Raw genomic sequence first — 26,259 nt, forward strand, 5'->3', positions numbered from 1 at the left:
AACTGGTAACCGTTTAGTGCTGCAGGATCTTGCCCAAGAAGTCCTTTGCTCGTTCTGATTGTGGGTTGGTGAAGAAGGATTCCGGGTCGGTGTCCTCGACGATGGCCCCGTCGGCCATGAAGAGGATGCGGTCGGCCGCGCGCCTGGCGAAGCCCATCTCGTGGGTCACCACGACCATGGTCATGCCTTCTTTGGCCAAATCCGTCATGACGTCAAGCACCTCGTTGACCATCTCAGGGTCGAGAGCTGAGGTAGGTTCATCGAAGAGCATGACTTTCGGGCGCATAGCCAAGGCACGGGCAATGGCGACACGTTGTTGCTGGCCGCCGGAGAGCTGTGCAGGGTATTTTTCTGATTGATTAGCAATTCCAACGCGGTCAAGCAGTTGCATCGCACGCTCTTCGGCCTCGGACTTCTTCATCCTGCGGACTTTGATAGGCCCCAGAGTGACGTTGTCCTTGATGGTCTTGTGTGGAAAGAGATTGAATTGCTGGAACACCATGCCCACGTCCGCACGCAGCTTGGCTAGCTCGCGTCCCTCTTCAGGAAGGGGAGTGCCGTCGATCGCGATGGAACCCTCGTCGATGGTTTCAAGCCGGTTGATGGTGCGGCACAGGGTGGACTTGCCGGAGCCGGACGGACCGAGAACAACGACGACATCGCCGCGGCCAATCTCCAAGTTGATATCGCGGAGCGCGTGATAGTCACCGAAGTACTTATTGACTCCGTCCATCTTGATCATCGGGCCGGAATGGTCGGTCACATCACACCTCCTTAGATAGAGTGAGCTGAATCATATGTAGAACAATAGGCGTGTGGATAGTGGAGGCGGGGAGGTTTGTGTAACAAATCCATAACTCTTATATGCGGTCGGGGCATTATGAGTAGTGGGGTCGTCCAGTTAGAATGTCCCCACGTGAGCTCCCCCGTAACTAATAACCAGCCCCGCACCTATGAGGTGCGGACCTTTGGCTGCCAGATGAACGTTCATGATTCCGAGCGCATTTCCGGCCTGCTCGAGGAGGCCGGCTACTCGGCGGCGCCGGATGGCGCCGAGCCTGACCTCATCGTATTTAACACCTGCGCCGTGCGCGAGAACGCCGACAAGCGCCTGTACGGCACCCTGGGTGCGCTGAAGAAGACGAAGGAAAACCATCCCGGCATGCAGATCGCGGTTGGCGGCTGCTTGGCGCAGAAGGATAAGGACACCGTCTTGGACCACGCGCCGTGGGTGGATGCGGTTTTCGGAACCCATAACATGGCGGCGCTGCCGGCACTGCTTGAGCGTGCACGTCACAACAATGAAGCGCAGGTGGAAATCGTCGATGCCCTCGAGGCTTTCCCCTCCGTACTGCCGGCAAAACGCGAATCCGCCTATGCTGGGTGGGTCTCGGTCTCCGTGGGCTGTAATAACACCTGTACTTTCTGCATCGTCCCTTCGCTGCGTGGCAAAGAGGAAGACCGCCGCCCCGGCGATATCCTCGCAGAAGTTCAGGCCCTGGTAGATCAAGGCGTGTCCGAAGTGACCCTATTGGGGCAGAACGTCAACGCCTATGGCGTCAACTTCGCGGACCCAGACCTGCCGCGTGATCGCTTCGCCTTTTCCAAGTTGCTGCGCGAGGTAGGCAAGATTGAGGGTCTCGAGCGCTTGCGTTTTACCTCGCCGCACCCGGCCGAGTTCACCTCCGACGTTATTGATGCCATGGCGGAGACATCGGCTGTGTGCCCGCAGCTGCATATGCCGCTGCAGTCTGGATCTGACAAGGTCCTCAAGGACATGCGCCGTTCCTATCGCACGAAAAAGTTCTTGGGGATTCTCGACGAGGTCCGTGAGAAGATGCCACACGCGGCAATTACCACCGACATCATCGTGGGCTTCCCAGGCGAGACCGAGGAGGATTTCGAAGCCACGATGGACGTGGTTCGCCGCGCACGTTTCGCCTCCGCTTTCACTTTCCAGTACTCGCCGCGCCCCGGCACCCCGGCCGCAGAAATGGATAACCAAATCCCCAAGAAAGTTGTGCAGGAGCGCTTCGAGCGCCTCGTCGCCTTGCAGGATTCCATTCAGGCAGAAGAAAACGCCAAGCTTGTCGGCACTGATGTAGAGCTGTTGGTGCAGGCGGAAGGCGGCCGCAAGGCCGCCGAGACCCACCGCCTCACCGGACGCGCGCGTGATGGTCGCCTTGTTCACTTTGCACCAGTCGATGCCGCGGGCAAGGACATCTCTGCGGAGATTCGCCCCGGTGATGTTGTGCACGCTACCGTGACGGATGCAGGCTCCTTTTTCCTGGTAGCTGATTCCGGCGTGAGCGAGCACCGTCGCACGAAGGCCGGCGATATGTCGGCGGCGGGGCAGACGCCCACGACGGCACCGATTGGGGTGGGTCTGGGTCTGCCGGGCGTCGGCAAGCCCAGTGCTCCTGCCGATTCCTGCGGCTGCTAAAAGGGGGTAGGCTCCGTTTTATGAGTGATGACTTAAAGTCCGTTCACGATGCCGTTGCTGCTGAGAAGCGCGCAGCGCAGACTCTCGAATTGGGAAAGCATAAATATGCGCTCATCGTGGCCGTCGTGGCGTGGGTTGCTTACTTGGTTTTGCCCTATGCCGGTGATGCCCGCGGCTGGGAAGCTCTCTTCGTCGGTGGAACGGCCGAGGGCGTGCGTATCTCCCTCATGGAAACCGTCAGCGCATGGCTAGCGCTGGGTGGAGTGGGGATCTTAACCACCGCCACGATTATCACTCGCCGGACCAAGCTGGCTCTCGTAGCGTGGATGATGACGACGATCTCTTTCTTCGCTAACCTGTGGGGATTTTGGTACAGGGACAGCGCCTCGGATGGCGCTGCCATAGGTATGTACGTGGGCGTCTTCTCAACGTTGGTCGCCTTTCTTGTGTACTGCCAGGTAGCACTGCGCCGCAGTTCTGAGCAGTTGGCCGCCGCAGAACGCGTGCGGGAAGTCGCCGGCCAGCTCGATCACGTGGGAGTCCTGCAGACCGAAGCCGCTACCGAGCTGCCGGCAGAACAGAATCCGCTGCTTATCGACGACCGCCGCTCCCGCGCGGCCTCCCGCCACCGGCGCCAGCAGGACGAGGAATAAGCGCTACGAGATTCGTGTTGTGGAGTGCATGACTACACTCTTCGACTCACTTGAAATGGGACGACTAACCCTGCCAAACCGCGTGACCATGGCAGCGTTGACCCGCTCACGGGCAGGTCGCGATGGCGTCCCCACGCCCCTGCATGAGACGTACTATTCACAGCGTGCCTCCATGGGTCTTATCGTGACGGAGGGCGTATTTCCCACGGTGACAAGCCGCGCTTTCCCTGGCCAGCCCGGTATCGAAACTTCGGAACAGATTTCCGGCTGGCGGCGTGTGGCCGATTCCGTACACGAAGCCGGGGGACGCATTTTCATGCAGGTGATGAACGGCGGGCGCCTGTCTCATGCCAGCCTCCTCGAGGGGGCAGAACCGGTGGCACCTTCTGCGCTGGCGCCAGGCACTGCGGTACGGGATTTCGAATCCCGCAAGGAGTGCCCGGTGCCCCGCGCCCTCGACATCGAGGAACTACCGCGCATTGTCGATGAGTTCCGTCAAGCTGCCCGCAATGCCATCGACGCTGGCATGGATGGCGTGGAGCTTCATGGTGCGAACGGTTATCTGTTGCACCAGTTCCTTTCTCCGAGCTCCAATCACCGAGAGGATGCCTACGGCGGAACCCCGGAGAAGCGCTACCGCCTGGTAGTGGAGATCCTAACCGCAGTGGCCGAGGAGATCGGAGCCGACCGCGTAGCTCTGCGCCTGTCCCCGCAGCACAATATTCAGGGCATTGAGGAAACCGACGCTGCGGATGTGCGTGCCACCTATGGTGGGTTGCTGCGCGCAGTCGCAGACCTTGGTTTGGCCTACGTCTCCTTCCTGCATGCAGCGCCTACGGGTGAGCTCATCACTGGGCTGAGCGCCGAAGCGCGTGCTAACGGGCGTACCCGAGTCATCCTGAATTCGGGATTTGGAGAGGTGACCCAGCGCGCAGAAGCCGAAGACCTAGTACAGCACGGAGATGCCGTGGCCGTGGGCCGGTTGGCCATCTCCAACCCGGATCTCGTTCGCCGCTGGCAGGAGGAGCTTCCTGTCACTGCGCCGGATGAGGCCACGTTCTATACGGGTGGAGCGCACGGCTACACCGACTATCCGTTCTCCACGGTCAACTCGTAGGCGCTGCTCGCCGAGATGACGTGCGCGCCGAGGCGCTTGTAGAGCGCATTCATCGCCGGATCCGCCTGGGCGACTGAGCAGTAAGCTCGGCGGACGTCGGGCCAGTGGTGCGCCACCGCATACTGGGCATGCTGCTTGGCATGTGTAGCCAGGCCACGGCGGCGCTGTTCGCGTTCTGTCACGGTAAGAGTCCACTCGCATACCTCAGGGTCCGCATCGCCGTGGCGGGAGAGCTCGGTGAGTGCGACGACGCGTCCCTGTTCGACAATGCCGACGAGGAGCGTATGCGCTTTGTGGGAGCGCAGCCGTGCGTGCGCTTCGTTCAGGCGCTGTCGTGTCCACACGATGGGCTCGACGCTTAAGTCACCGTAGACCGCGTCGGTGGAGGCTAGGGTGAGCAGGCGCAGGACATCATCAAGCAGCTCTTCCGGGATGTCGTAGTCGGGCCACACCTGCGCACCAACCACTGGAGGAGTGGGGGCTATTTCGACGAACATTTGGCGCTCGGCATGCTTGCGACGAAACCCGAGCTCAAGGTAGGCCTGCGACATTGGGTCATAGGTATGGTCCGCGTCTGGCGGGTACAGCATGCCAACCTGGGCAGTCGTGCGGCCCAGCTGGCGGGTAAGCCGGAGTGCCTCGCGGGCGAGGACCCGCGTGACCTCTAGAGCCTCTGGCTCTAGATCCTCCCCAGGCAAGGGCAGGAGATCCGCGGCGAGGACGCATTCGATATCGGCGTTCTCTGTTTCCTCCAAGAGTGGAAGAGAGATGTGGATGAAGCCATCGAAATCGACTTCGGGGCTGGGCTCTGCCGCTGAGATAACGGGTAGACCTAGTTCACCAGCCGGCCCCAAGGCGGAGTCAGTCAACCCGAAGAGATAGGTGCGAGACTCTGTGGAGCCTTGCAGGCGCTGAAGCACACGGCGCGGGGAACCGCTGGCAGCGGGATCGCCGCTGGCCTCTTGGGCGGCTAGGTTGGCGTCGAAAACGAAGCTACGCAGGCAATCCGCCGGCTCAGCTGAGGCCGAACCCGGCGGCGCGACAATCTGAACGAACACTCAGACTAGGGTGCTACTTGTCGTTGACAGCAGCCGCTGCGGCATCGGCGAATTCCTGCCACTGTTTGGCCTGGGCACGCAGATCTTCCGCCTTCTTGGTGTTGCCCTTGGCCTCGGCAGCTTCTGCCTGCGCGGTGAAATCATCGACCTTGGACTGGAACTGGGCCACGCGGGCCTGGGCCTCTGGGTCCGTCCGGCGCCATTGTGAATCCTCGGCGTCACTCACGCGCTTTTCCAGCGCCGAGATCTTGGCCTCGTACTCGCGCACCTGGTTGCGCGGAACGAAACCGATCTCCTCCCACTTTTCCTGCAGCTCCCGCAGCTTGGCTTTCGCCGAGTCGATCGACTTGGTGGGATCAATCAGGGAGTCATATTCCGCAATGAGCGCATCCTTGGCGGCGGCGTTCTCTGCGAACTGCTTGTCCCGCTCGTCATTAACGGCGTTGCGGGCGTTGAAGAAGTGATCCTGGGCGGCGCGGAAACGGGCCCAGAGCTTGTCGTCGATCTCACGAGGGGCACGGCCCGCAGCCTTCCACTCCGTCATGAGATCACGGTACGCGCGCGCCGTTTCGCCCCAGTTGGTGGAGTCCTTAATGGCTTCTGCGCGCTCTACCAGCTCTTCCTTCTTGGCGCGGGCGGCCGCGCGGTTGCGATCCAGTTCGGCGAAGTGGGAGCCGCGGCGGCGGTTGAAGGAGTCACGGGCGCGAGAGTAGCGCTTCCACAGGGCATCATCCGTCTGGCGGTCGATGCCACGGATCTGCTTCCATTCCTCCAAGATGGCGCGGATACGGTCGCCGGCGGCCTTCCACTCCGTCGAGTTGGCGGCGATGTCCTCGGCCTCGGCAGCGAGCTTTTCCTTTTTGGCAATGGCTTCTTCGCGGCGACGAGCCTTGTCAGCCTGTGCTTGCTCACCGGCTTCCACGGAGTGTTCGATGATAGTGGCTAGGCGCTTGTCCAGTGCCGCGATATCACCAATTACTGCCTGTGTAGGTAGGGACTCTCGCAGTTCCGCAGCAGTCGCCTTGATCGACGCAGCATCGCCCGGATGGGCTGTGAGGCGGGATTCTAGTAGTTCGATCTCGGTGGACAGATCGTCATAGCGTGCACCAAAGTGCGCCAAGCCCTCTTCCGGGGTGCCGGCCTGCCACTCGCCGATTTTGCGTTCGCCTTCGGGGGCCTTGACGAATACCGATCCATCAGCATCAACGCGGCCCCACTGGGCCGGATCGTTTTTTGCGGGCTGCACGGGACGTGCTGCCGGGGCAGAGGAAGACGGGCCGGGACGAGCGCCCTTGCGAGGCATGGCTCCAGGGGAAGGAATAGCGGACATGCTAAGAAACCACCTTCGGTATTATCGCGCCGCGCGACACGGCTGCCAGAACTTATGTGACACAACACTACCGTTTCCGCCGCGCAGCCGCGTGTTAACCCCGAAAAACTAACCTTATAGGATGGGAGTTGATGCAAAATCTCATGGTTATGCCAGCCTCACCGGCCTTGGCGGAAGAATTGTCACCGAGCGATGACGCTTCGCGCGCGCTCCTTAGCGCCGCCTGCGAGCTCGCACGTGATGCCGCACGCGTCAACGGTAGGGCACCGCTTAAGGTCGACATCGTGGGATCGCGCGATGCGCGCTGGCGTACCGAGCGCACGGGAAGTTTGAGAGCGTGGGGCGCACCCCAGGTCGACGTCGGCGGCGGAAACTACCTGCCCGAAATCATGGCCCGCTACGTACTCACTAGCGCGCTCGGGGCAGAAAGCAGTCACCACGCCTTCACGGTGGAAGACTCCCGCGCCTCCCTAGGGGAAGTGCGTTCCGGACGGTTCACAATAGTGTGCGTTGATGGCTCTGCAGGCTTGACAGAGCGCGCGCCGCTCGCCCTCGTCGAGGGTGCGCGGGACACTCACCTGTGGTGCGAGAGCGTGCTGGCCGGCGCGGAGGAAGACTGTGACGAAGAGCTGCTCCATTCGACGGGAGTGCTCGAAACGGCACTGTGGGCGCAGCTAGCAGGCGTGCACCCGCATCATGCAGAACTCCGGGCTGCAGATTCGACGTTGGGCGTGGGCCGCTATGTGGCGGGGTGGCAGTGCTAATGCCAGAGACTCTCAGTAGCGGCCCAACCCCGATTGCCGTCGTAGGGCCGACGGCCTCCGGAAAATCAGCACTCGGAGTCGCCTTGGCGCACGAGCTTGCCGGGGAAGTAGTCAACGTCGATTCGATGCAGCTTTACCGGGGCATGGACATCGGCACGGCCAAGCTGACGATGGAGGAGCGCGAAGGTATCCCGCACCACCAGCTCGATGTGTGGGACGTGACGGAAACGGCGTCGGTAGCGCGCTATCAGTCCGCTGCCATCGCGGATATCGAGAGTATTCGAGCGCGTGGCAACACCCCGATCTTGGTGGGCGGCTCCATGCTCTATGTCCAATCACTCGTGGATGATTGGCAATTCCCACCCACTGATGCGCAGGTGCGCGCTCGCTGGGAAGCCCGGCGCCAAGAGATTGGTACCGATGCCTTGCACGCAGAGCTTGCCAGCGTGGACCCGGCAGCCGCGGCCATCATCGAAGATAAGGACCCGCGCCGTACCGTGCGCGCACTGGAAGTCATTGAGCTCACGGGCAAGCCTTTCAAAGCCAGCCAGCCACCGAAGAACGCCCCGCCCCGGTGGGGCACGAGAATCCTCGGGTTGCGCACGGAAGCCAGCTGGTTGAACCCGCGCATCGAGCTGCGTAGCCGCCTCATGTTCGACAAGGGGCTGGTGGAGGAAGTAGAGAGCCTCCAAATCCGCGGCTTGAAGGCTGAGTCTACGGCCGGGCGGGCGATTGGCTATGCCCAAGTTCTCCAAGCACAGCGCGGAGAGCTGACATGGGAGGAGACAGTGGAGCGCACTATCACCGGAACCCGCCGCTATGTGCGCCGCCAGCGCGCCTGGTTCAACCGCGATAAGCGGATCCACTGGTTGGATGCTGCGGCTGACACGAGAACGCAGGCTTTGCGTGTCCTCGAAGGGCGTTAGACTCTACTGCTATGAACTTTGCTAAAGGCCACGGAACTGAGAACGACTTCGTCATTGTGGAGGGAACCGAGCCGCTACCAGCGGAAAAGGTAGTGGCACTGTGTGACCGTCGAGCGGGAATCGGCGCCGACGGTGTACTGCGCGTCATCCGCGCCGGTGAACTGCTCGCTTCTGGAGAAATCGATGAGCTCGCGCCGGGTATTAACGCCGATGACTGGTTCATGGACTACCGCAACGCGGATGGCTCCGTGGCGGAAATGTGTGGCAACGGCACCCGCGTCTTCGCGCATTGGGTCCGTTCCCGTGGGTTGGTGGAAGAAGACACCTTCACCGTAGGCACGCGCGCCGGCGCCAAGCAGGTTACCGTGCACTCTTTCAACGAGACTGAGGCCGAAGTTAGCGTGGAGATGGGGCCAGCACAGGTGCTCGGTGTCTCCACCGCCTCGATGGCAGGAGAGAGCTTCGCCGGGCTAGGAGTGGATGTGGGAAACCCCCATTTGGCGGCCGTTATCCCGGGGCTTAGCGCAGAGGCCTTGGCTGGCAAGCGCCTTGAGCAGCCTGTCTTTGACACTGATTTTTTCCCGGCAGGCGTCAACGTAGAGTTGGTGACACCTTTGCGCGATGGTGTGATTCACATGCGCGTCTTCGAGCGCGGGTCAGGGGAGACCCGCTCGTGCGGCACCGGAACGGTAGCGGCAGCGTGCGCCGCGCTTGCCGATGCCTCCCACACCACCGGCCGCGTCCGCGTCATCGTTCCGGGCGGCGAGGTAGAGGTGGAAATCACCGAAGATGGCTCCACGCTGACGGGGCCTTCGCGCATCGTAGCAACAGGCGAAACCTCACTATAGGGCTTTTCGGGACGGCGTTTAGCGCCCGTCCCCCTTTTTGTAGTTGGTGCCCAAGGCCAAGGCAGCGCGGCGGGCGGCCAGCCAGGCTTCTTTGAGTTCGGCGGCCCGATCATCGGCCACCTTGAGCAAGGATTCGAGTTCGCTGGTGCCAGTATCTGGCGAATTAACCCGCGCATCGAGGCGGCGCAAGAAACGCTGCGCGCCATGCATCTTGTAGTGGAACGCTTCGATAGTGGGGTTCGTGCAGTCGACGTCGGCAAGCGCCGGGCGGTGAAGCGTGCGGTCCGCTAGTGCTTCAGCATCGTCGCTCGTAGCAAACGTGGCGTAGTCCTCGAGGACGCCCGTGATGTCTTCCACCGTGAGCGCAATGGAAGCCCTCAGCGCCGCATGTTCCGAGGCATCGGGGCGGGCGCCGGCCAAGAGCCATAGCGCCCCGCAGATAAAGATGGCGAGAATAACTCCCGGCAGCTTCAGCGTCAGAACCAGTACCGTAGCGGTAACCCCGGCAAGGAGCAGGGCAAAACCCTGACGCTGAGATGCGGAAAAACTCATGCTTACGACTCTACGGTATGCCTAGTGGCCGCCGCAGCCTCCAGAGCCGCAGGCGCAGCCGCCGTCGCTGCCACAGCCGCCGGTGGGTAGCGCGATAGAGGCGGTCAGCATCGCCGAACCCGCAAGCACGGAATCCTTCGGCGGCAGCTCGCCAAAGCTCTCCGGCAGACACAGATCGAAGGGGAAGGTGCCATCCATGACGAGGTGCATGAAGCGCTCACCGGTGAGCTGGTTGTGGCGCCACTCGGACTCCATAACCCGAGCGGAAAAAGTGCAGCCCGGGGTAGGGGATTCGGCGCCGGAACCGGCCGCAACAACTGCCGCACCGGTGGATTCAAACGTGGCTGGGTAGGTGCCCTTCTCGGCTTCGTAGGCATCTGCGTTGTCGAACGCGGTGACATCGAGACCCATCGCAGTAAGCTCTACCTGCTGCCACTGCTGGGTGTCCTCATCAGCCAAGAGCGGGCCCTGCGCCAAGTTCGCCGTCGCTTGCGCGAGAACGTTTCCGAAAGGATCGATGATGTCCAGGTAAGCCAAGACATCGTTGATCATAGAGACGTGGGCGAAGCCTTGGGTGACGCCCTCAAACCCAATGAAGGTGGCGAAAGGTTCGACGGCAAGGATATTGAGTTGCGCCCCGGAAGGATCCGAGAACTGAATGAGTTGTCCTCCGCGAACCTCCCCCGTGACTGCCAGCTGGTTGGTCGAAATGGCTGCTTCGACGGCGTCCTGCCAGCGCTCGTAGTTGAGGCCAATGGCCTGCATCTCTGGGTGAGTGGTCTCTTTGACGGTCATGCGGCCCATTGTATCTGGCGCCGCGATGACTCAAAAATGTTGTCGGTGAGCCTTGCCGCCGGGATCGGCACAAGGTCGTGTGCAACGGAGATTCCCTGTTAAGAGGCGTGACGTGCAAGAATAGAAAGCATATGACAAAAGAAACCCATGATGATCTCCTCGCGCAGGCTTTTGGTGAGCCCGCGCCCACCTCACCGGAGCCGACTACCGGTGATCTCGACCTAGCTGAGCGCAACGCCTTCCGCCGAGTAACCCGCGAGACCACCATTCGCGCAGAAGACACCACCGACGGCTACGAAGTGGAGTACCGCAAGCTGCGCCTTGAACAAGTAGTCCTCGTAGGAGTGTGGACTGAAGGCACCGTGGCCGAGGTTGAGGCCACGATGTCGGAGCTCGCGGCGCTCACGGAAACCGCGGGAGCCGAAGTAGTAGAAGCCCTGTATCAAAAGCGCGATAAGCCGGACCCGGGTACCTATATCGGCTCCGGCAAAGTGAACGAGCTCAAGGATATCGTGGCTGCCACTGGCGCGGATACCGTGGTGTGCGACGGCGAGCTAACCCCCGGCCAGCTCTCTGCCTTGGAACGCGCTCTCAACACCAAAGTTATCGACCGCACCATGCTCATCTTGGATATTTTTGCGCAGCACGCCAAGTCCAAGGAAGGCAAAGCCCAAGTCTCGCTCGCGCAGTTGGAATACCTCTATACGCATACCCGTGGTTGGGGCGGCAACCTCTCGCGCCAGGCGGGCGGCCGTGCTGGTTCCAACGGCGGCGTCGGTCTGCGCGGCCCCGGTGAAACCAAGATTGAGACGGACCGTCGGCGTATCCGCACGCAGATGGCGCTGCTGCGGAAGGAGCTTAAGGCGATGAAGACGGCGCGTGAGATTAAGCGCTCGCGCCGTGCGTCATCGACGATCCCGCAGATTGCGATCGCCGGCTACACCAACGCTGGTAAGTCTTCGCTCATCAACGCAATGACGGGCGCTGGCGTGCTGGTGGAGGATGCGCTGTTCGCTACCTTGGACCCCACCACCCGGCGCGCCGAGCTTGCTGATGGCCGCCAGGTCGTCTTCACCGATACCGTTGGTTTCGTCCGCCACCTTCCCACACAGTTGGTGGAGGCCTTCAAGTCCACCTTGGAGGAGGTCCTCGCAGCAGACTTGATGCTGCACGTCGTGGACGGCTCAGATCCCTTCCCGCTGAAGCAAATTGAGGCGGTTAATGCGGTCATCTATGACATCGTGAAGGAAACCGGCGAGGAGGCCCCGCCGGAGATCATCGTCATCAACAAGATAGACCAGGCCGATCCGCTGGTGCTGGCGGAGCTTCGCCACGCCCTCGACCGTGACAACGTGGTGTATGTCTCCGCCAAGACGGGGGAGGGCATCGAGGAGCTCACCACGCGCGTGGAGCTCTTCCTCAATTCTCAGGACGAGCATGTGCAGTTGCTCATTCCGTTTACTCGCGGGGACGTGGTCGATCGCATCCATACTCAGGGTACGGTGCGCAGCGAGGAGTACACGGGGGAGGGCACGCTTGTCGACGTCCGCCTGCCCGCCTCCATCGCCGCCGAACTCAGCGAATTTCGCGTGATTGGTGAGGACGCTTAGGTTTCGGTGCTCCCGTGAGCCATAATTATGGTTCGTGAGTAATTTTGGCTGGGCCGTCCACGGGGACGGAAAAACGATTAAGCCGGGCGCGGTTGTCGCACCCGAAGAACGATTGAGCTGGGGCCGCACTATCGGCATCGGCATGCAGCACGTGGTGGCCATGTTCGGCGCGACCCTGCTGGTGCCCACCCTGACCGGATTCCCGGTCAATACCACGCTGCTGTTTTCAGGCTTGGGAACAATCCTATTCCTCCTGATTACCCGCAACCGCCTGCCTTCCTACCTGGGCTCCTCCTTCGCGTTCATTGCACCGCTGAGCGCCTCCCAGCAGTATGGCATTGGCGCGCAGGCAGGTTCTGTCTTAGTAACTGGCCTGGTCTTGGTAGCCATTGGTTTCGCGGTGAAGGCAGCGGGCCGCAAGGTTCTTGACGCCGTCATGCCGCCGGCCGTAACCGGCGCCATTGTGGCACTGATCGGCCTTAACTTGGCACCCAATGCTGCCAGCAATTATTCGAGCCAGCCTCTAGTTGCCACGGTGACGCTGGCGGTCATCATCCTGGCCACCGTGGCCGGTCGCGGCATGGTTTCGCGTCTGTCGATTCTTATCGGTGTCGTCGTCGGCTGGGCTTTCGCGGCGGCCACGGGCAACCTGGGCGAGGGGGCCGTGGAGTCCATCCGCGAAGCAGCCTGGATTGGCTTCCCGCAGTTCCATGCGCCGGAGTTTCACGTCTCCGCCATCGCGGCAGCACTTCCAGTGCTGGTGGTGCTGATTGCGGAAAACGTCGGCCACGTCAAGGCGGTCTCGGAGATGGCTAAGCGCGATCTCGATGATTTAGCCGGCGACGCTCTCATTGCCGATGGCCTGGCTACCTCCTTGGCTGGTGGTTTCGGCGGCTCCGGCACCACAACCTACGCGGAGAATATCGGCGTTATGGCCGCGACCCGCGTCTACTCCACGGCCGCCTACTGGGTCGCTGCTATCACCGCCATAGCTCTGGCCTTCATCCCGAAGTTCGGCGCGCTCATCTTCACCATTCCCACCGGCGTGCTGGGCGGCGCTTGCATCGTCCTCTACGGCCTCATCGGCATGCTCGGCGTGCGCATCTGGATGGACAACAAGGTCAACTTCAACAACCCGGTCAACCTCACTGCGGCGGCGGTGGCGCTCATCGCGGGCATTGGCAACCTCACCCTCGACGTCTTCGGCGTGACGCTGGAAGGTATTGCCTGGGGCTCTGTCGGCATAATCGTGCTCTACCCGGTGATGAAGAAGCTCTATAGCACCATCGGTGAGGGCCGCGGCGCGAAGTACTAGAGGCGCTTCCGCCGACTAGCGAGGATAAGGGACCGGAGTAAAGGCACCATCTGGGGGCTTTGATTTAGAAAGCCCCAGGTGAATTCGTGCAGGAATCTGCATAAGGTGCTTTTACTTCGGTCCCTCTGCGGTATGAAGACGCGCATACACATGGTTCCATTCAAACGGTTTGGGTCAGAAGGTTCTTCTGAGGTCAAATGAACCTTCTAGGCACCTCTATTTGGTTTCCTTGCCCCCAACAGAACCGTTTGAGTAGAGCCTGATGACTGGAACCTTGTGCTAGACAACCAAGCAACAGAAAGCTCCCGCTACCCTCAGCAAAGAGGGAAGCGGGAGCTCTGCCGTTCTATAGACGGAAAATGCTTTAGGAAGCGTCGAGGTCCTGCTCGATGAGACCCGCAATCTTCTCCACAGCGGCCTCGTTCTCAGACGTCACGGTGACTTCGTCGCCCTGCTCGGCGCCGAGAGCCATGATCATGAGGGAGGAAGCAGCATCGGTCTCATCCTCGTCCTCATCGCCAACGAGGGTGAGGAAGATGTCCTCGTCGAACTCAGCGGCGGCATCGGCAATGATGGAGGCCGGACGTGCGTGCAGTCCGACGGAGGAGCCAACCTTGACGGTCTTAGAAGCCATGATAATAATCCTTTCGAATTACGGAGTTTCGTGTTTACAAGTGTACGCGGCTTAAGCGCTAGGCGGCGGCCTTGGCCTTGTCTGCCTTCGCAGCAGCCTCTTCAGCAGCCTTGTTAGGCCAGAATTGCTTCATCGCGATGACCGCAATGGCGGACACGATGACGCCGGCAAGGATAGCCACGAAGTAGGCCCACGCAGGTTCGATGGCGAAGATAACAAAGATACCGCCGTGCGGGGCGCGAGACATGACGTCCAGGGACATCGACAGAGCACCTGCTACTGCGCCACCGAGCATCATCGACGGGATGACACGCAGCGGGTCGGCAGCAGCGAACGGGATAGCACCCTCGGAGACGAAGGACAGACCCAGCAGCCAGGCGGACTTACCGTTTTCCTGCTCCGCAGGCGTGAACAGGTTCTTGCGTACGAAGGTAGCGATGGACAGTGCAATCGGCGGAACCATGCCGGAGGCCATAACGGCGGCCATGATCTTCATGGAAGCCTCATCACCCGTGGACAGGCCAGCAGTAGCGAAGAGGTAAGCAGCCTTGTTGACCGGGCCACCCAAGTCGGAGCACATCATAAGTCCCAGGATGATGCCCAGAAGGACCGCGGAGGAACCGGACATAGAGGACAGCCAGTTCTGCAGGCCCTCCATGATGGCGGCCAGCGGGGCACCGAGAAGCAGGTACATGAGCAGGCCAGTAATCATCGTGGCGAGCAGCGGGATAATAACCACAGGCATGAGAGAGCCGATCCAGCGCGGGACCTTCCACTTGCCAATCCACATCGCAACGAAGCCAGCGATGAGACCGGTGACCAGACCACCGATGAAGCCTGCACCGAGGGTGACCGCAATGGCACCGCCGGCAAAACCCGGCGCGATGCCCGGGCGGCCTGCCAGTGCGAAGGCGATGTAGCCGGAGAGCGCCGCCACGATGAATCCCATCGATGCTTGACCAATCGCGAAGAGCACGGCGCCGATGTATAGGGCGAATCCTGCCTTCTGGAAGGTCATCATCTCGCCATCAATCATGACGTCATGGCCCGGCAGGTTGGTAAGGGAGTAATCAGTAGTGATGGCCTGCCATCCGTTGGCCATGTCGTAACCGCCGAAGAGGAAGCCCAAGGCCAAGAGGAGGCCGCCGGCGGCGACGAAGGGCACCATGTAGGACACGCCGGTCATGATGGCCTGCTGAATGCGCTTGCCCCAGCCCAGTCCTTCGCCTTCTTCCGCGGAACTAGAGGAGGCTGCGCCTGCCGTGCCTGCCACCTTGTGCGCATTGGGATTCTTGGACGCAGCGATGGCCTCATCGAGCATTACGCCCGGCTCGTTGATGACGCGCTTGACGCCCGACTCAATGACGGGCTTACCAGCGAAGCGCTCCCGGTCGCGAACGCCGACGTCGGTAGCGAAAATGACGGCGTCGGCAGCCGCGATGGTGTCTGCCGAAACAGCGGTGTTGTTGGAGGATCCCTGGGTTTCTACGGTGAGCTCGACATCGTCGCGCTCCTCGGCGGTTTGGGTGAGGGCGTCGGCCGCCATGTATGTGTGGGCAATGCCGGTCGGGCATGCGGTGACGGCCACGATGCGGGTCTTCTGTGAATCCGCAGCCTTGCTCGCCGCAGGCGCTGCAGCTGCAGCTGCAGGTTCCGATTCGCTGGCCGTAGCCTTCTTCTTTGGCTTTTCGGCGTTAACCACGTCGAGTACCAGGGAGACGATTTCCTCCTTGGTCTGCGCGGTGCGCAGAGCCTCCAGGAAGTCCTTCTTCACCAGCGCGCGGGCAAGCTTGGAGAGGATCTTCAGGTGTGCTTTACCGCCACCTTCCGGGGCAGCAATGAGGAATACCAGGTGGGCGTCACCATCGGGGCCGGAAAAGTCCACGCCGCGCGAGAGGCGGGCGAAGGCCAAGGTGGGTTCAGACACTGCGGCGGAGCGGCAGTGCGGGATGGCAACGCCGCCGGGAACACCGGTGCCGGCCTTGGCTTCACGCTCGATGGCGGGGCCGGCCAGCTCTTCGACGGAGGTGGCGCGGCCGGTGTCATGGACAAGCGTGGCCAGGTTGGTAATGACTGATTCGATGCTGCCACCGAAGTCGGCGTCAAGCGCCACAAGGTCGGTGGTGATGAGTTCTGATGACATCGGGTAAGTACTCCTCAGTACTGCTAAAGGTCGGTGACGGCCTGAACCGTCGTGTGTTCAATATCGAGTTCTTCAGGGGTTGGTATTTGGGTTCCTGGGAGCGCTGCGGCAGCCGAGCCGTAGGCCACTGCTTGGCGCAGGGCTTCCGAGTAGGAGGCACCCGAGCGGCGGGCGAGGATATAGCCGGAGAGTGAAGAATCACCGGCACCCACGGTAGAGCGCAGGGTAATCGGCGGGGGAGTAGCGGCCCACGCTTCATCGGCAGTGACCAGCACTGCGCCAGCGCCACCCAGGGTGACGAGAACCTCGGGGATGCCGCGCTTGACGACGACCCTCGCGGCCTTGACCACACCGCTAAAATCACCGTTCTCGGCGGCAGCTTCGAGGGCCTGACCATCCACGTTGGCTAGCTGGCCAAGCTCAAGACCATTCGGCTTGATGAGGTCGGGGCTGGCGGTTTCGAGGTTTTCTCCGAGAGCCACCATAGGGGCATCGGAGGTGTCGACGGCTACACGGATGCCGGGGTTGGCTTCGCGCGCGACACAGATGAGCTGCGTGTACCAATCTGTAGGAACGCCTTGGGGAAGAGAGCCCGCCATGACGATCCACTCGGCGTCAGCGCAGTGTTCAGCAACGGCCTGCGCCACGTCGTGCTGAACTGATTCATCGAGCGTGGGGCCGGGTCCGTTGAGTTTGGTCGTACGGCCATCCGGTTCGGTCAGGGTGGTATTGGTGCGCACCGCGCCATGTGCCGGCACGGCGTGTACGGGGATAGACGCGTCAGCGGCGAGGGCTAAGAAAGGGTCTGAGGCCACAGCCGGTAGAAGGGCCAGACTGTCGACGTTGGCGAGCGTTACGGCGTGCGTAACGTTGACGCCTTTACCGCCGGCAACGCTGGATACAGACCCTGCGCGGTGTACAGCACCAGGCTCGAGTTCCTCGTTTAGGCGCACGGTGGCGTCGATGCTTGGGTTGGGGGTCAAGGTAAGGATCATTGTGGACAATGTCCCCTTTCGCGGAGTGCGTATATTGGGGGCAAACGCGCCTCGGCGGCTTAAACAAGAACTCCCGTGCGGATTGCCCGTGGTCAGCGTGAAAGTAATGTTGCTTAATGTTGATTATTGCCCGTATGTGTCCGAATGTCAACGGAATCACTGTGGTTTTCGTTGCATTTTTGACCGACTTGTGATGATCTGGATAGAGAAAACATCGTCTCCGTAAGGAAATGTGTCATGGAAAACGCATCCCCATCCACCATTAAAGGCACCGGCGTCGTCGCCGGCGTTGCATACGCTGAGGCGGTGTGGGTTCGCCCACGCCCAGAACTGCCCACGGCTGGAGAAACCGTGGCGGAGGAGCAACGTGATGCTGAATACGATCGCTTCCTCGAAGCCGCCGACATCGTTGCCAGCAGGCTAGAGCAGCGTGCCGCTGGTGCTGAAGGTCAGGCAGCAGAAGTTCTGGGCGCTACTGCTGGAATGGTCAAGGACCGAGGTTGGCACAAGGCAGTGCGCAAAGGTATTCGCAGCGGCAAGAACGCCGAATATGCAGTTGTTGGTGCCACAGACAGGTTTGTCACCATGTTTGAGGCTGCCGGCGGCGTAATGGCCGAGCGTACGACTGACCTCAAGGACGTGCGCGACCGCGTCATCGCACAACTGCGCGGTGAGCAGGAACCGGGCCTGCCCATGGTTGAAGGGGAGGCGGTGCTGCTGGCGGATGACCTTGCACCGGCGGATACCGCAACCTTGGACACCACCCACATCAAGGCGCTAGTGACCGAGCTGGGCGGCCCCACCAGCCACACGGCAATTATTGCTCGTCAGCTCGACCTTCCGTGCATTGTGGCGGTCGGCGCTGATCTCCGCTCGATTGAAGCGGGAACCCAGATCTTCGTCGATGGTTCCGTGGGAACGGTGTCCCTTGGCGCGGATCGTGACACCTCACTTAAGGCAGTTGAGGAATACCGCGAGAAGGCAGCGCGAGTGGCCGAGTGGCGTGGCCCTGCCCAGACCAAGGACGGTCACCGCGTGCAGCTGTTGGCCAACGTGGCCGACGGGAACGCAGCTCGCATCGCCTCGGATTCGCAGGCAGAGGGGATCGGCCTGTACCGCACGGAGCTTTCCTTCCTCTCTGCCAGCGAAGAACCGACCGTGGAGGAGCAGGCACGCATCTACGGCAAGGTTTTCAACGCTTTCCCCGAATCCAAGGTCGTCGTTCGAACGCTCGACGCCGGATCGGATAAGCCGATTTCCTACGCCACGTTGGACTCTGAGGAGAACCCGGCCTTGGGTGTGCGCGGCCTGCGCATCGCCCGAAACAACGAGGCGCTTCTCACCCGTCAGCTCGACGCCATCGCACAGGCCGCGGAAAAGCGTGCTGATGGCGCTACCACTTGGGTCATGGCGCCCATGGTGGCCACGGCAGTAGAGGCGAAGTGGTTTGCTGAACTGTGTCGTGAGCGCGGGCTCATCGCCGGCGCGATGATTGAGGTGCCTGCAGCGGCCCTGATGGCCGATACCATCATGCCGCACCTCGACTTCGTGTCCATCGGTACCAATGACTTGACTCAGTACACGATGGCCGCGGACCGCCTGTCGCCGCAGCTGGCCTACCTGACCGATCCGTGGCAGCCGGCCGTGCTGCGTTTGATCCAGCACACGTGCGTGGTGGGTCGCGATAACAATGTGCCGGTTGGTGTCTGTGGTGAGGCCGCCGCCGATCCCATGCTCGCTTGCGTGCTGACTGGCCTTGGAGTCACCTCACTGTCCGCAGCGTCGACCGCAGTTGCGGGCGTTGGTGCACAGCTGGCTGAGCTCACACTCGAGCAGTGCCAGAAGATGGCGGAGGCGGCTATCAACGCCGAAAGCCCAGCAGATGCGCGATCCGCAGTGATTGCGCTGCTGGAGGAATACCAGACTGCCTAGTAGCTCTAGCTTGGTTTAGGCCGCTGCTGAAACAGGGAGGTGTGGTTCCCCGAGAGGCCCCTCGGGGAACCACACCGCCCTTACGCGGTCGTGGGATGAAACCGCCTATTTCTCCGAAGCGATAATCACGTCGATGCCGTGCTCGCGCAGGGCTTCGACGTAGGCGGCTGGAGCAGCGGCGTCCGTAATGACGACATCAATCTCATCGAGCGAGGCAAAGCTGACCAGATAGTCATTGCCGAGCTTCGACGAGTCACACAAGACGACGACGCGATGCGCGTTGGTAACAAAGGCCGACTTGATAGCTGCTTCCTGTGAGTCCGCCGTGGATAGCCCATGGTCGATGGTCAGGGCGTTGGTGCCGATGAAAGCAACATCTGCGCGCATCAGCGCCATGGTGCGAAGGGCGGTATCGCCGACGACGGCTTGGGTGATCGCGCGCACCGTGCCGCCTAGGAGCTGCACCTCGGAAACACCATTGCTGGCCAACGAGAGGGCGATCGGTAGGCTATTCGACACAATGCTGAACTGGCCAGCAGAATAGCGCTGTCCGATGAGGTCAGCGAGGGCGTTGGTGGTAGTTCCAGCGTCGATGAAGATACTGCCCCCGTCGGGAAGCTGCTCTAGTGCGGCGCGGGCGATAGCCATTTTCGCGCCCGTGGCGGAACGCTGACGAGTATCGAGTGTAAATTCTGCAGTCTGGAACGATTGGGAAGCAACCGCACCGCCATGAACGCGGTGGACAACTCCTTCCCGGTCTAAGACCGCGAGGTCGCGGCGAATCGTCTCAGCGGTAACATCGAAGCGTTCGGAAAGCTCAGTGACATTGACTCGGCCTTCGACGGCGGTCAATGACGCAATTTGTCGGCGACGCTCTTCTGCGTACATAGTTCCTCCCAGTGAAGTTTGCCTGTGGTAGTCGCTGCGCCCGGCGGTGATAATAAGTGGGGCCGGGGCATGTGAGCGAAGAGAGCAACGAATGTTGCGGCGATGCTTCTATTGTCCCACTGAATGCGAACAAAACGGAACCAAACAAATAAAAGCTCACATTGCTGGCGGCAAACGTGCGAGAAAAACAATGTTTATACTGCATGTTTGCAAATGTGTGATGTCGGACGCTTAAACGGCGCGATTCGGACATGTACACACACAAGGGGGTAAAAAGAAAAAATCCCTCCCTCCAGTTCGCCCGCACCGAGTGGAAATAAGCGGTGGCGTGGGCAACCGGTTGGGGGAGGGATAGTTGTGGCTTAGGGGTGCCTAAAGCTTGCGGAACACCGATACAACCTTGCCCATGATTTCGGCCTCATCGCCCTTGATGGGAGCGTAGGCGTCGTTGTGGGGGAGGAGCCACACTCCAGAAGAATCGCGGTGGAACTCCTTTACAGTTGCTTCTTCGCCTTCGAGGAGTGCAGCGACGAATTCGCCTTCTTCGGCGACGGACTGGGAGCGGATAATAACCCAATCGCCATTGAGGATTCCGGCGTCCTGCATAGAGTCGCCGACGACCTGCAGCATGTAAAGCTCGCCGCTTCCCAGGATCTCACCTGGCATGGGGAAGTAGCCGTCGATGTTTTCTTCGGCGGTGATAGGAGAGCCCGCGGCGATGCGGCCGACTACTGGGATGTAGTTCGGCGTTGCTGCATCCTCGGGGACGTCGGGAGTGGACTGCCCTGCTGTGGTGTTGGCCTGCCCGGCTTTGCGGCCCGGCTTCTTTGGATCGTCGGCGCCGGGGAAGTGGCGCACATCAACGGCGCGCGGCTTGTTTGGATCGCGGCGAAGAAAGCCCTTCTCCTCTAGTTGCTTCAACTGATAGGCCACGGAAGACGTGGACTGTAGGCCTGTTGCATCGCCGATTTCTCGAATGCTTGGCGGGTACCCGCGCAGCATGACAGCGTCATGGATGACTTCCAAGATGCGGCGCTGACGGGCGGAAAGTGAGTCGAGGGTAGGTTGGTCGCTTCGCTTCGGCTTGCGGGGCATTCTTACTCCTAGGGCTATCGGTGTGCGCAAAACAGCGCGTCGGGTTGAGGCGTGCAGGACGCTGGTGGGCATCGCGGTGACGTCTCGTTGGTTGCTCATCGTGGCGTGCGCCGTATTGGTGTTTCCGTTTCCTTTTTAGCACGTAAAGAAAAAATGTTCGACTAACGCCGCTTGGATGTGGACAAACTTTCGAGCGCCTGCTATAAATCGAACATACAGACCAAATCGAACGGTTGGTCGATGGAAGTGTTCGACGATGTCGAACCTCGCTCTTACACTTCAGGCATCACCACAATGAAGAAGAAGTCCTGGAAAGGAACTGTCATGGCCATTGCACTTAATACTAGCTCTGCTCTGCATGGAGTAACTCCCGAGAAGTCCGGAAAGGGTCCTGTGCTCGTCCCGCCCGCGGCCGTGTGGGAACCTGAGCGGTGTCACTCGTTCGCGTTAACGCGTGAAAGTGGTTTGTCGCGTGTTCGAACGCTCGAGCCGAGAGATAGAACACAGGGGCGCACAGATCGAATAGGGGATTCCTCAGTTTCATACCAGCGTGCTGCGTCCCTACCTCGCCGTAGCGGCTCGAACGTAGGTAACTATGTTCTTGGAGCAGTTTTCGGTGCAGCGGTATTTATCGGCACCGTGTGGGGTGGTCTTAGTATTGATGGTGAGGCCCCTAGCGCTAGCGGTGCATCAGCCACAGCGGTTGTTTCTTCGCGCTAGACTTCCCGAGGGGCCGGAAGGCGTCTGCGCAGCGGTCGAGAGGAAGGATACGGCACAGTGTATTGCCCGTTCTGTCACAACGAACAGTCACGAGTGATTGACTCCCGAGTGATCGACAGTGGAACGTCAATTCGCCGACGTCGCGAGTGTGCTGCATGCCGAGGCCGGTTTACCACCATCGAGAAGGCTGTCTTGTCGGTGGTCAAACGTAATGGCTTGGCCGAGCCTTTCAGCCGGGACAAGCTAATCCGCGGCGTGAAGCGCGCGTGCCAGGGGCGGGATGTTAGCGATGATGCCTTGAAAAAGCTTGCGCAAGAGGTCGAGGAAACCGTGCGCAGTCACGGATCGTCACAAGTCAACGCCAACGATATCGGCCTTGCTATCTTGGAACCCCTGCGTGACCTCGATGAGGTGGCCTATCTTCGCTTCGCCTCGGTATACAAGTCTTTTGAGAGCGCCGACGACTTTGAATCCGAAATTCGCCTCATGCGCCGGCGCGACCGCGACAGCTTCTAACGTTTTAGCGCAGCTTGTCCGCGGCTTTTTGGATTCTCCGCACGGACACCGCATGCGCGGTACCCAGGCGTTGTGCGAAGAGCGATACGCGCAACTCCTCGATCATCCAGTAGATGTCCTTGACCTCACGGGTCTTCTCGCGGCCGGCGGGCAGCGTGCGCAAACGATTGTTCAGATATGCCTTCGCTTCGTCGACATCGGCTTGGCGGTCGGCATCCCGATCCGGGTCTAGATTCATGTCCTCGAGCCTGATGCGCGCGGCTTGGATATAACGCGGCAGGTGGCGAAGGTGCTGCATGCCGTGCATAGTGATCGCATTCGGGGGCAACAAGAACTTCAGCTGACCGCGAATATCATCGATTGCCGGCCCCTCCCACTGATTGAGCTCAGCGTTGAGGTTCGAATACTCTGCCAAGCCTGGGGCGATCGCGACCACCGCCTGGCGGACGCGGCCTGGCACCTCCGGTTTAACCGCGTTGAGAAGAGTGGTGAATTCACCAGGACTTCGTACCGGCCCGCCCTTCTCCATCATGATGTCGCGTACTGCGGCGACCCGAGCATCGTTGACGAGACCTTCGGCCCCGCCGTGCGGGTAGGCGTCGACAGCAACCCGCTGCTGCAGGGGCAGGCCCTTGACCATATGCTGCGTGTTTACGGAAATCTCTCGGAGTAGCAGCGTCAGGGTGGTGGTGATCATGGAGGCGTCGGCAGCCGCCTTGGTTGGATGCACCTTCAGCGCCACGCCCTCCTTCGTAGCGACAAGTGCAGGATAAGCGGTGACCTCATGCCCATCAACCACCGTGGTCACTTCCTCATCGATAGCGCCCAGCGTGTCTTCCGACCATTCCTTGACGGAAGCGGATTCGGCGGCGCGGCCGACGCGCGACACGGAGGACGAGATATGCCCGGCTTGGCGTTGCACGAGCGCCTTCAAATCGCGATCGGAATCGATGATCTTGCCCCGCTTGTCCACTGCGGCATAGTTCATGCGCAAATGGGGCGGGAGCTGATCAGGGCGGAAGTCAGCCGCGTTGATGCCCTGGCCGCCCATGTCCCGTAACACAGCTGCGAGCTGGTCGATGAGCGCTCCTTCATAGGGAAGGAGCTTGGGCAAGGCCCGCTCAGCGAACTCGGGGGCCGGAACCACAGTACGGCGCAGCGCTTTCGGTAGCGAGCGGATCAGCTCAGTGACAAGCTCTAGACGCAGGCCCGGCACGAGCCAGTCGAATCCCTCAGTATCCAATCCGGCCAGCAGTGGAACGGGAACCCTGAGCGTGACGCCGTCAAGCGGGTCACCTGGCTCGAACTTATAGGACAGGTCGTAATCGATGCTTCCCTTCAACCACCGATCCGGGAAGGCGTCCTCAGTGACATCGTGGTCATCCTCGAGGAGTGCTTCTGGGTCGAAGTCCAGAGAATGCTTGTTTTTCTGTTTCTTCCACCACGAGTTGAAGTGTCGGGCAGTGGTCACAGATTCCGGGATGCGCTGATCGTAGAAGTCGAAAAGCGTGTCCTCGTCTACAACGAGACCGCGGCGCCGTGCTTTTTCTTCGTATTCGGAAGCCTCGGCAAGCTTGCGCTTGTTGTCGTGGAAGAAGTTATGGTGGGTGGTCCAGTCGCCGTCGACAAGCGCATTGCGGATGAACATGTCACGTGCCGCAACGGGATCGACGCGATGGTAGGGAACGGTTCGATCGGCCACCACGGTGACTCCGTAGAGGGTCGAGCGCTGGGTGACTACCGCGGAGCCCCGCTTGCGCGACCACGTCGGGTCCGAATAGTTGTGCTTGAGCAGGTTCTTGGCCAGCTTTTCTACCCAAGCGGGGTCGATGGCCGCTACGTCGCGGGCCCACAAACGTGAGGTCTCCACCAGCTCAGCCGCCATGAGAAATTCTGGCGGTTTCTTTGCTAGTGCTGAACCGGGGAAGATGAGGAAGCGGGTATTTCGTGCGCCAATGAACTCCTTAGAGTTTCCATCGCGTGCGCCGATATTGGACAGCAAGCCAGACAGCAGGGACATGTGGATGTCATCCGCTCGGCGCTCGGTGCTCTCCTGGGCCGTCCAACCGAGCTGCTTAGCGACATCCCTGAGTTGTCGAACCAGATCAAACCACTCGCGGATGCGCATGTAATGCAAGAAGTCTGCCTTCATCCGCTTGCGGAAAGCATTGCCGCTCATCTCATCGCGAGCTTCTTGGACAAAGTCCCACAGGTTGAGCATCGCCATAAAGTCTGAGGACTTGTCCTTAAAGCGAGCATGGGCCTGGTCGGCTTGGGCCTGTTTGTCGATGGGGCGCTCGCGCACATCCTGGATTGTCATCGCGGCAACGATGACCATGACGTCGTGCAGGCATCCGGAGGTGTTGGCTTCAACGAGCATGCGAGCCATGCGCGGATCTACCGGGATGCGGGCAAGATCCCGCCCAATGCGTGTCAGCACCGGTAGCCCGTCTTTCTCCTTGCCCTCGAGTGCGCCCAGCTCGTGGAGGAGGAGCAGGCCGTCACGCACGGCTTTGGGCTCTGGGGCCTGGACGAAGGGGAAATCAGCGATGTCGCCGAGGCGCAGCGAAATCATTTGGAGAATAACGCTGGCTAGGTTAGTGCGCAGAATCTCAGGGTCGGTAAACTCCGGCCGGGAGAGGAAATCCTGCTCGCTATACAGACGGATAGCAATGCCATCGGCCACGCGACCACACCGCCCTGAACGCTGGTTAGCGCTGGCTTGGGAAATCGGCTCGATGGGCAATCGCTGCACCTTAGTGCGGGTGGAGTAGCGCGAGATACGTGCGGTTCCGGTATCCACGACATAGCGAATGCCCGGCACCGTCAGGGAGGTTTCGGCGATGTTGGTGGAGAGCACGATGCGGCGCCCCTTGTGTGAGCGGAAAACGCGATGCTGCTCCTGGTTGGACAGGCGCCCAAAGAGCGGAGTGACTTCCACGTTGCGCCAATGACGCCCCTCAATCGCTTCCATTGCATCGCGGATATCGCGCTCGCCTGGGAAGAAGCACAGGATATCTCCTTCGCCTTCCGCCATGAGCTCCTCGATGGCTTCACACAGGGCGTCCAGTGGATCGAGGTCAATGGTCTTTCCCCCTGACTCGACTTCGAGGGGACGGTAGCGGATTTCTACCGGGTAGGTGCGCCCGGACACTTCGATGATCGGCGCGGGCTTCCCTTCAGCGTCAGCGAAGTGTTCGGCGAAACGCTCCGGATCGATCGTCGCGGAGGTGATAATGACCTTGAGATCCGGACGCTTGGGAAGCAGCCTCTTGAGATAGCCGAGGAGAAAATCGATATTGAGGGACCGCTCGTGGGCCTCATCAATAATGATCGTGTCGTAGGCGTTGAGGAAGCGGTCGCGTTGCATTTCCGCCAGCAGGATGCCGTCGGTCATGAGCTTCACGGCTGTGGTCGAGGAGACACGGTCATCGAACCTGATGGCGTAGCCAACGGAGTCCCCGATTGATTGGCCGAGTTCCTCCGCAATGCGCTCGGCGACGGTCCGTGCTGCGAGTCGTCGCGGCTGGGTATGGCCGATGAGACCCCGGCGTCCACGGCCGAGCTCTAGACAAATTTTGGGAATTTGAGTGGTCTTGCCCGAACCAGTCTCGCCGGCAATGATGACCACCTGATTATTCTCGATGGCCTCGGCGATATCGTCCCGCCGTCCGGTAACGGGAAGCTGCTCGGGGTAGGAAATCGACGGCACGTTTACGTCGATGGCGCTCACTTTTTCCTGGGCAGATGCAATATCAGCCCCGATAGCTGCAAGCGCTTTGGGGGAGCGAGCCTTGCGGAGGCGGCGGCGGAAAGCACGCTCATCACTCAAGGAAACTGTCGTGAGGGCGTTGTAGAGGTCTTCGCGAGTAGCAGTCATAGTCGACCTAGAAGTCTACTCGGAAGTGCTTTTCGCTCACAGGTC

General features: G+C 60.8%; 21 protein-coding genes. 10 read left to right on the forward strand and 11 right to left on the reverse strand.

All coding sequences use genetic code 11. The features are described 5' to 3' along the window. Positions 1-13: 13 nt before the first annotated feature. The gene (gluA, locus tag HMPREF3009_RS01830) at positions 14-742 is read right to left on the reverse strand and encodes a glutamate ABC transporter ATP-binding protein GluA (protein ID WP_046649369.1); all 729 of its coding nucleotides are present in this window, start codon (positions 740-742) and stop codon (positions 14-16) included. Positions 743-880: 138 nt separating this feature from the next. On the opposite strand from gluA, the gene miaB reads away from it, so the two are divergent. From miaB to HMPREF3009_RS01845, 3 genes are read left to right on the forward strand one after another with little or no spacing between them, the layout of a single operon-like run. Beyond that, on the forward strand, positions 881-2,443 hold the full coding sequence (gene miaB, locus HMPREF3009_RS01835) for a tRNA (N6-isopentenyl adenosine(37)-C2)-methylthiotransferase MiaB (protein WP_083295550.1): 1,563 nt from the start codon (positions 881-883) through the stop codon (positions 2,441-2,443). Positions 2,444-2,463: 20 nt separating this feature from the next. Beyond that, entirely contained in the window at positions 2,464-3,096 is a 633-nt protein-coding gene (locus tag HMPREF3009_RS01840) for an Rv2732c family membrane protein (protein WP_070679630.1), read from the forward strand. A gap of 28 nt (positions 3,097-3,124) precedes the next feature. Next, entirely contained in the window at positions 3,125-4,213 is a 1,089-nt protein-coding gene (locus HMPREF3009_RS01845) for an alkene reductase (RefSeq protein ID WP_083312699.1), read from the forward strand. Here the strand turns inward: HMPREF3009_RS01845 and HMPREF3009_RS01850 are convergent. After that, complete coding sequence (locus HMPREF3009_RS01850) at positions 4,186-5,271, reverse strand: GNAT family N-acetyltransferase (protein ID WP_070679633.1); 1,086 nt, start codon at positions 5,269-5,271, stop codon at positions 4,186-4,188. The two genes, HMPREF3009_RS01845 and HMPREF3009_RS01850, sit on opposite strands and share 28 nt — an antisense overlap. A 13-nt stretch (positions 5,272-5,284) precedes the next feature. Then, positions 5,285-6,601, reverse strand: coding sequence for a DUF349 domain-containing protein (locus HMPREF3009_RS01855; protein ID WP_070679636.1), 1,317 nt, complete (start codon positions 6,599-6,601; stop codon positions 5,285-5,287). Positions 6,602-6,732: 131 nt separating this feature from the next. On the opposite strand from HMPREF3009_RS01855, the gene HMPREF3009_RS01860 reads away from it, so the two are divergent. The 3 genes from HMPREF3009_RS01860 to dapF are packed head-to-tail and all read left to right on the forward strand — an operon-like array spanning position 6,733 to position 9,139. Continuing rightward, positions 6,733-7,365, forward strand: coding sequence for a hypothetical protein (locus HMPREF3009_RS01860; RefSeq protein WP_046648247.1), 633 nt, complete (start codon positions 6,733-6,735; stop codon positions 7,363-7,365). Further along, positions 7,365-8,291, forward strand: coding sequence for a tRNA (adenosine(37)-N6)-dimethylallyltransferase MiaA (gene miaA, locus HMPREF3009_RS01865; protein ID WP_070679639.1), 927 nt, complete (start codon positions 7,365-7,367; stop codon positions 8,289-8,291). Before HMPREF3009_RS01860 ends, miaA begins: the two co-directional genes overlap by 1 nt. Before the next feature lie 11 nt (positions 8,292-8,302). Further along, entirely contained in the window at positions 8,303-9,139 is an 837-nt protein-coding gene (dapF, locus tag HMPREF3009_RS01870) for a diaminopimelate epimerase (RefSeq protein WP_070679641.1), read from the forward strand. 18 nt (positions 9,140-9,157) lie between these two features. Here the strand turns inward: dapF and HMPREF3009_RS01875 are convergent, their stop codons facing one another. Then, positions 9,158-9,691: a hypothetical protein gene (locus HMPREF3009_RS01875; RefSeq protein ID WP_070679644.1), complete on the reverse strand. Its 534-nt coding sequence runs from the start codon at positions 9,689-9,691 to the stop codon at positions 9,158-9,160. Between the two features lie 21 nt (positions 9,692-9,712). Next, positions 9,713-10,495 carry a hypothetical protein gene (locus HMPREF3009_RS01880; RefSeq protein ID WP_046648241.1) on the reverse strand — a complete coding sequence of 261 codons (783 nt, stop codon included), beginning with the start codon at positions 10,493-10,495 and terminating at the stop codon, positions 9,713-9,715. Between the two features lie 122 nt (positions 10,496-10,617). Here HMPREF3009_RS01880 and hflX point away from each other — a divergent pair, with 122 nt between their 5' ends. Further along, positions 10,618-12,096 carry a GTPase HflX gene (gene hflX, locus HMPREF3009_RS01885; protein WP_070679647.1) on the forward strand — a complete coding sequence of 493 codons (1,479 nt, stop codon included), beginning with the start codon at positions 10,618-10,620 and terminating at the stop codon, positions 12,094-12,096. A gap of 34 nt (positions 12,097-12,130) precedes the next feature. Beyond that, positions 12,131-13,411, forward strand: coding sequence for a uracil-xanthine permease family protein (locus tag HMPREF3009_RS01890; RefSeq protein WP_070679650.1), 1,281 nt, complete (start codon positions 12,131-12,133; stop codon positions 13,409-13,411). A gap of 364 nt (positions 13,412-13,775) precedes the next feature. Here HMPREF3009_RS01890 and HMPREF3009_RS01895 read toward each other — a convergent pair whose 3' ends face one another. The 3 genes from HMPREF3009_RS01895 to HMPREF3009_RS01905 are packed head-to-tail and all read right to left on the reverse strand — an operon-like array spanning position 13,776 to position 17,183. Next, a complete protein-coding gene (locus HMPREF3009_RS01895) occupies positions 13,776-14,045 on the reverse strand; it encodes an HPr family phosphocarrier protein (RefSeq protein WP_010190265.1) in 270 nt (89 codons plus the stop codon). Positions 14,046-14,103: 58 nt separating this feature from the next. Further along, entirely contained in the window at positions 14,104-16,188 is a 2,085-nt protein-coding gene (locus tag HMPREF3009_RS01900; protein WP_070679653.1) for a PTS fructose transporter subunit IIABC, read from the reverse strand. 23 nt (positions 16,189-16,211) lie between these two features. After that, positions 16,212-17,183 carry a 1-phosphofructokinase family hexose kinase gene (locus HMPREF3009_RS01905; RefSeq protein WP_070679656.1) on the reverse strand — a complete coding sequence of 324 codons (972 nt, stop codon included), beginning with the start codon at positions 17,181-17,183 and terminating at the stop codon, positions 16,212-16,214. 237 nt (positions 17,184-17,420) lie between these two features. Here HMPREF3009_RS01905 and ptsP point away from each other — a divergent pair, with 237 nt between their 5' ends. Further along, a complete protein-coding gene (gene ptsP / locus HMPREF3009_RS01910) occupies positions 17,421-19,115 on the forward strand; it encodes a phosphoenolpyruvate--protein phosphotransferase (protein ID WP_070679659.1) in 1,695 nt (564 codons plus the stop codon). A 105-nt stretch (positions 19,116-19,220) separates the two neighbouring features. Here the strand turns inward: ptsP and HMPREF3009_RS01915 are convergent, their stop codons facing one another. Together HMPREF3009_RS01915 and lexA are read right to left on the reverse strand one after the other, a co-directional pair. Beyond that, complete coding sequence (locus HMPREF3009_RS01915; protein WP_046648229.1) at positions 19,221-20,003, reverse strand: DeoR/GlpR family DNA-binding transcription regulator; 783 nt, start codon at positions 20,001-20,003, stop codon at positions 19,221-19,223. Positions 20,004-20,375: 372 nt separating this feature from the next. Further along, the gene (gene lexA / locus HMPREF3009_RS01920) at positions 20,376-21,098 is read right to left on the reverse strand and encodes a transcriptional repressor LexA (protein ID WP_046648227.1); all 723 of its coding nucleotides are present in this window, start codon (positions 21,096-21,098) and stop codon (positions 20,376-20,378) included. Between the two features lie 777 nt (positions 21,099-21,875). Between lexA and nrdR the strand changes: the two genes are divergently transcribed. After that, a complete protein-coding gene (gene nrdR, locus HMPREF3009_RS01925) occupies positions 21,876-22,334 on the forward strand; it encodes a transcriptional regulator NrdR (RefSeq protein ID WP_046648225.1) in 459 nt (152 codons plus the stop codon). A gap of 4 nt (positions 22,335-22,338) precedes the next feature. On the opposite strand, the gene hrpA is transcribed toward nrdR, so the two are convergent. Further along, a complete protein-coding gene (hrpA, locus tag HMPREF3009_RS01930) occupies positions 22,339-26,214 on the reverse strand; it encodes an ATP-dependent RNA helicase HrpA (RefSeq protein WP_070547107.1) in 3,876 nt (1,291 codons plus the stop codon). Between the last annotated feature and the right edge of the window lie 45 nt (positions 26,215-26,259).

Source organism: Corynebacterium sp. HMSC034H07 (assembly GCF_001815175.1).
GTDB lineage: Bacteria > Actinomycetota > Actinomycetes > Mycobacteriales > Mycobacteriaceae > Corynebacterium > Corynebacterium hiratae.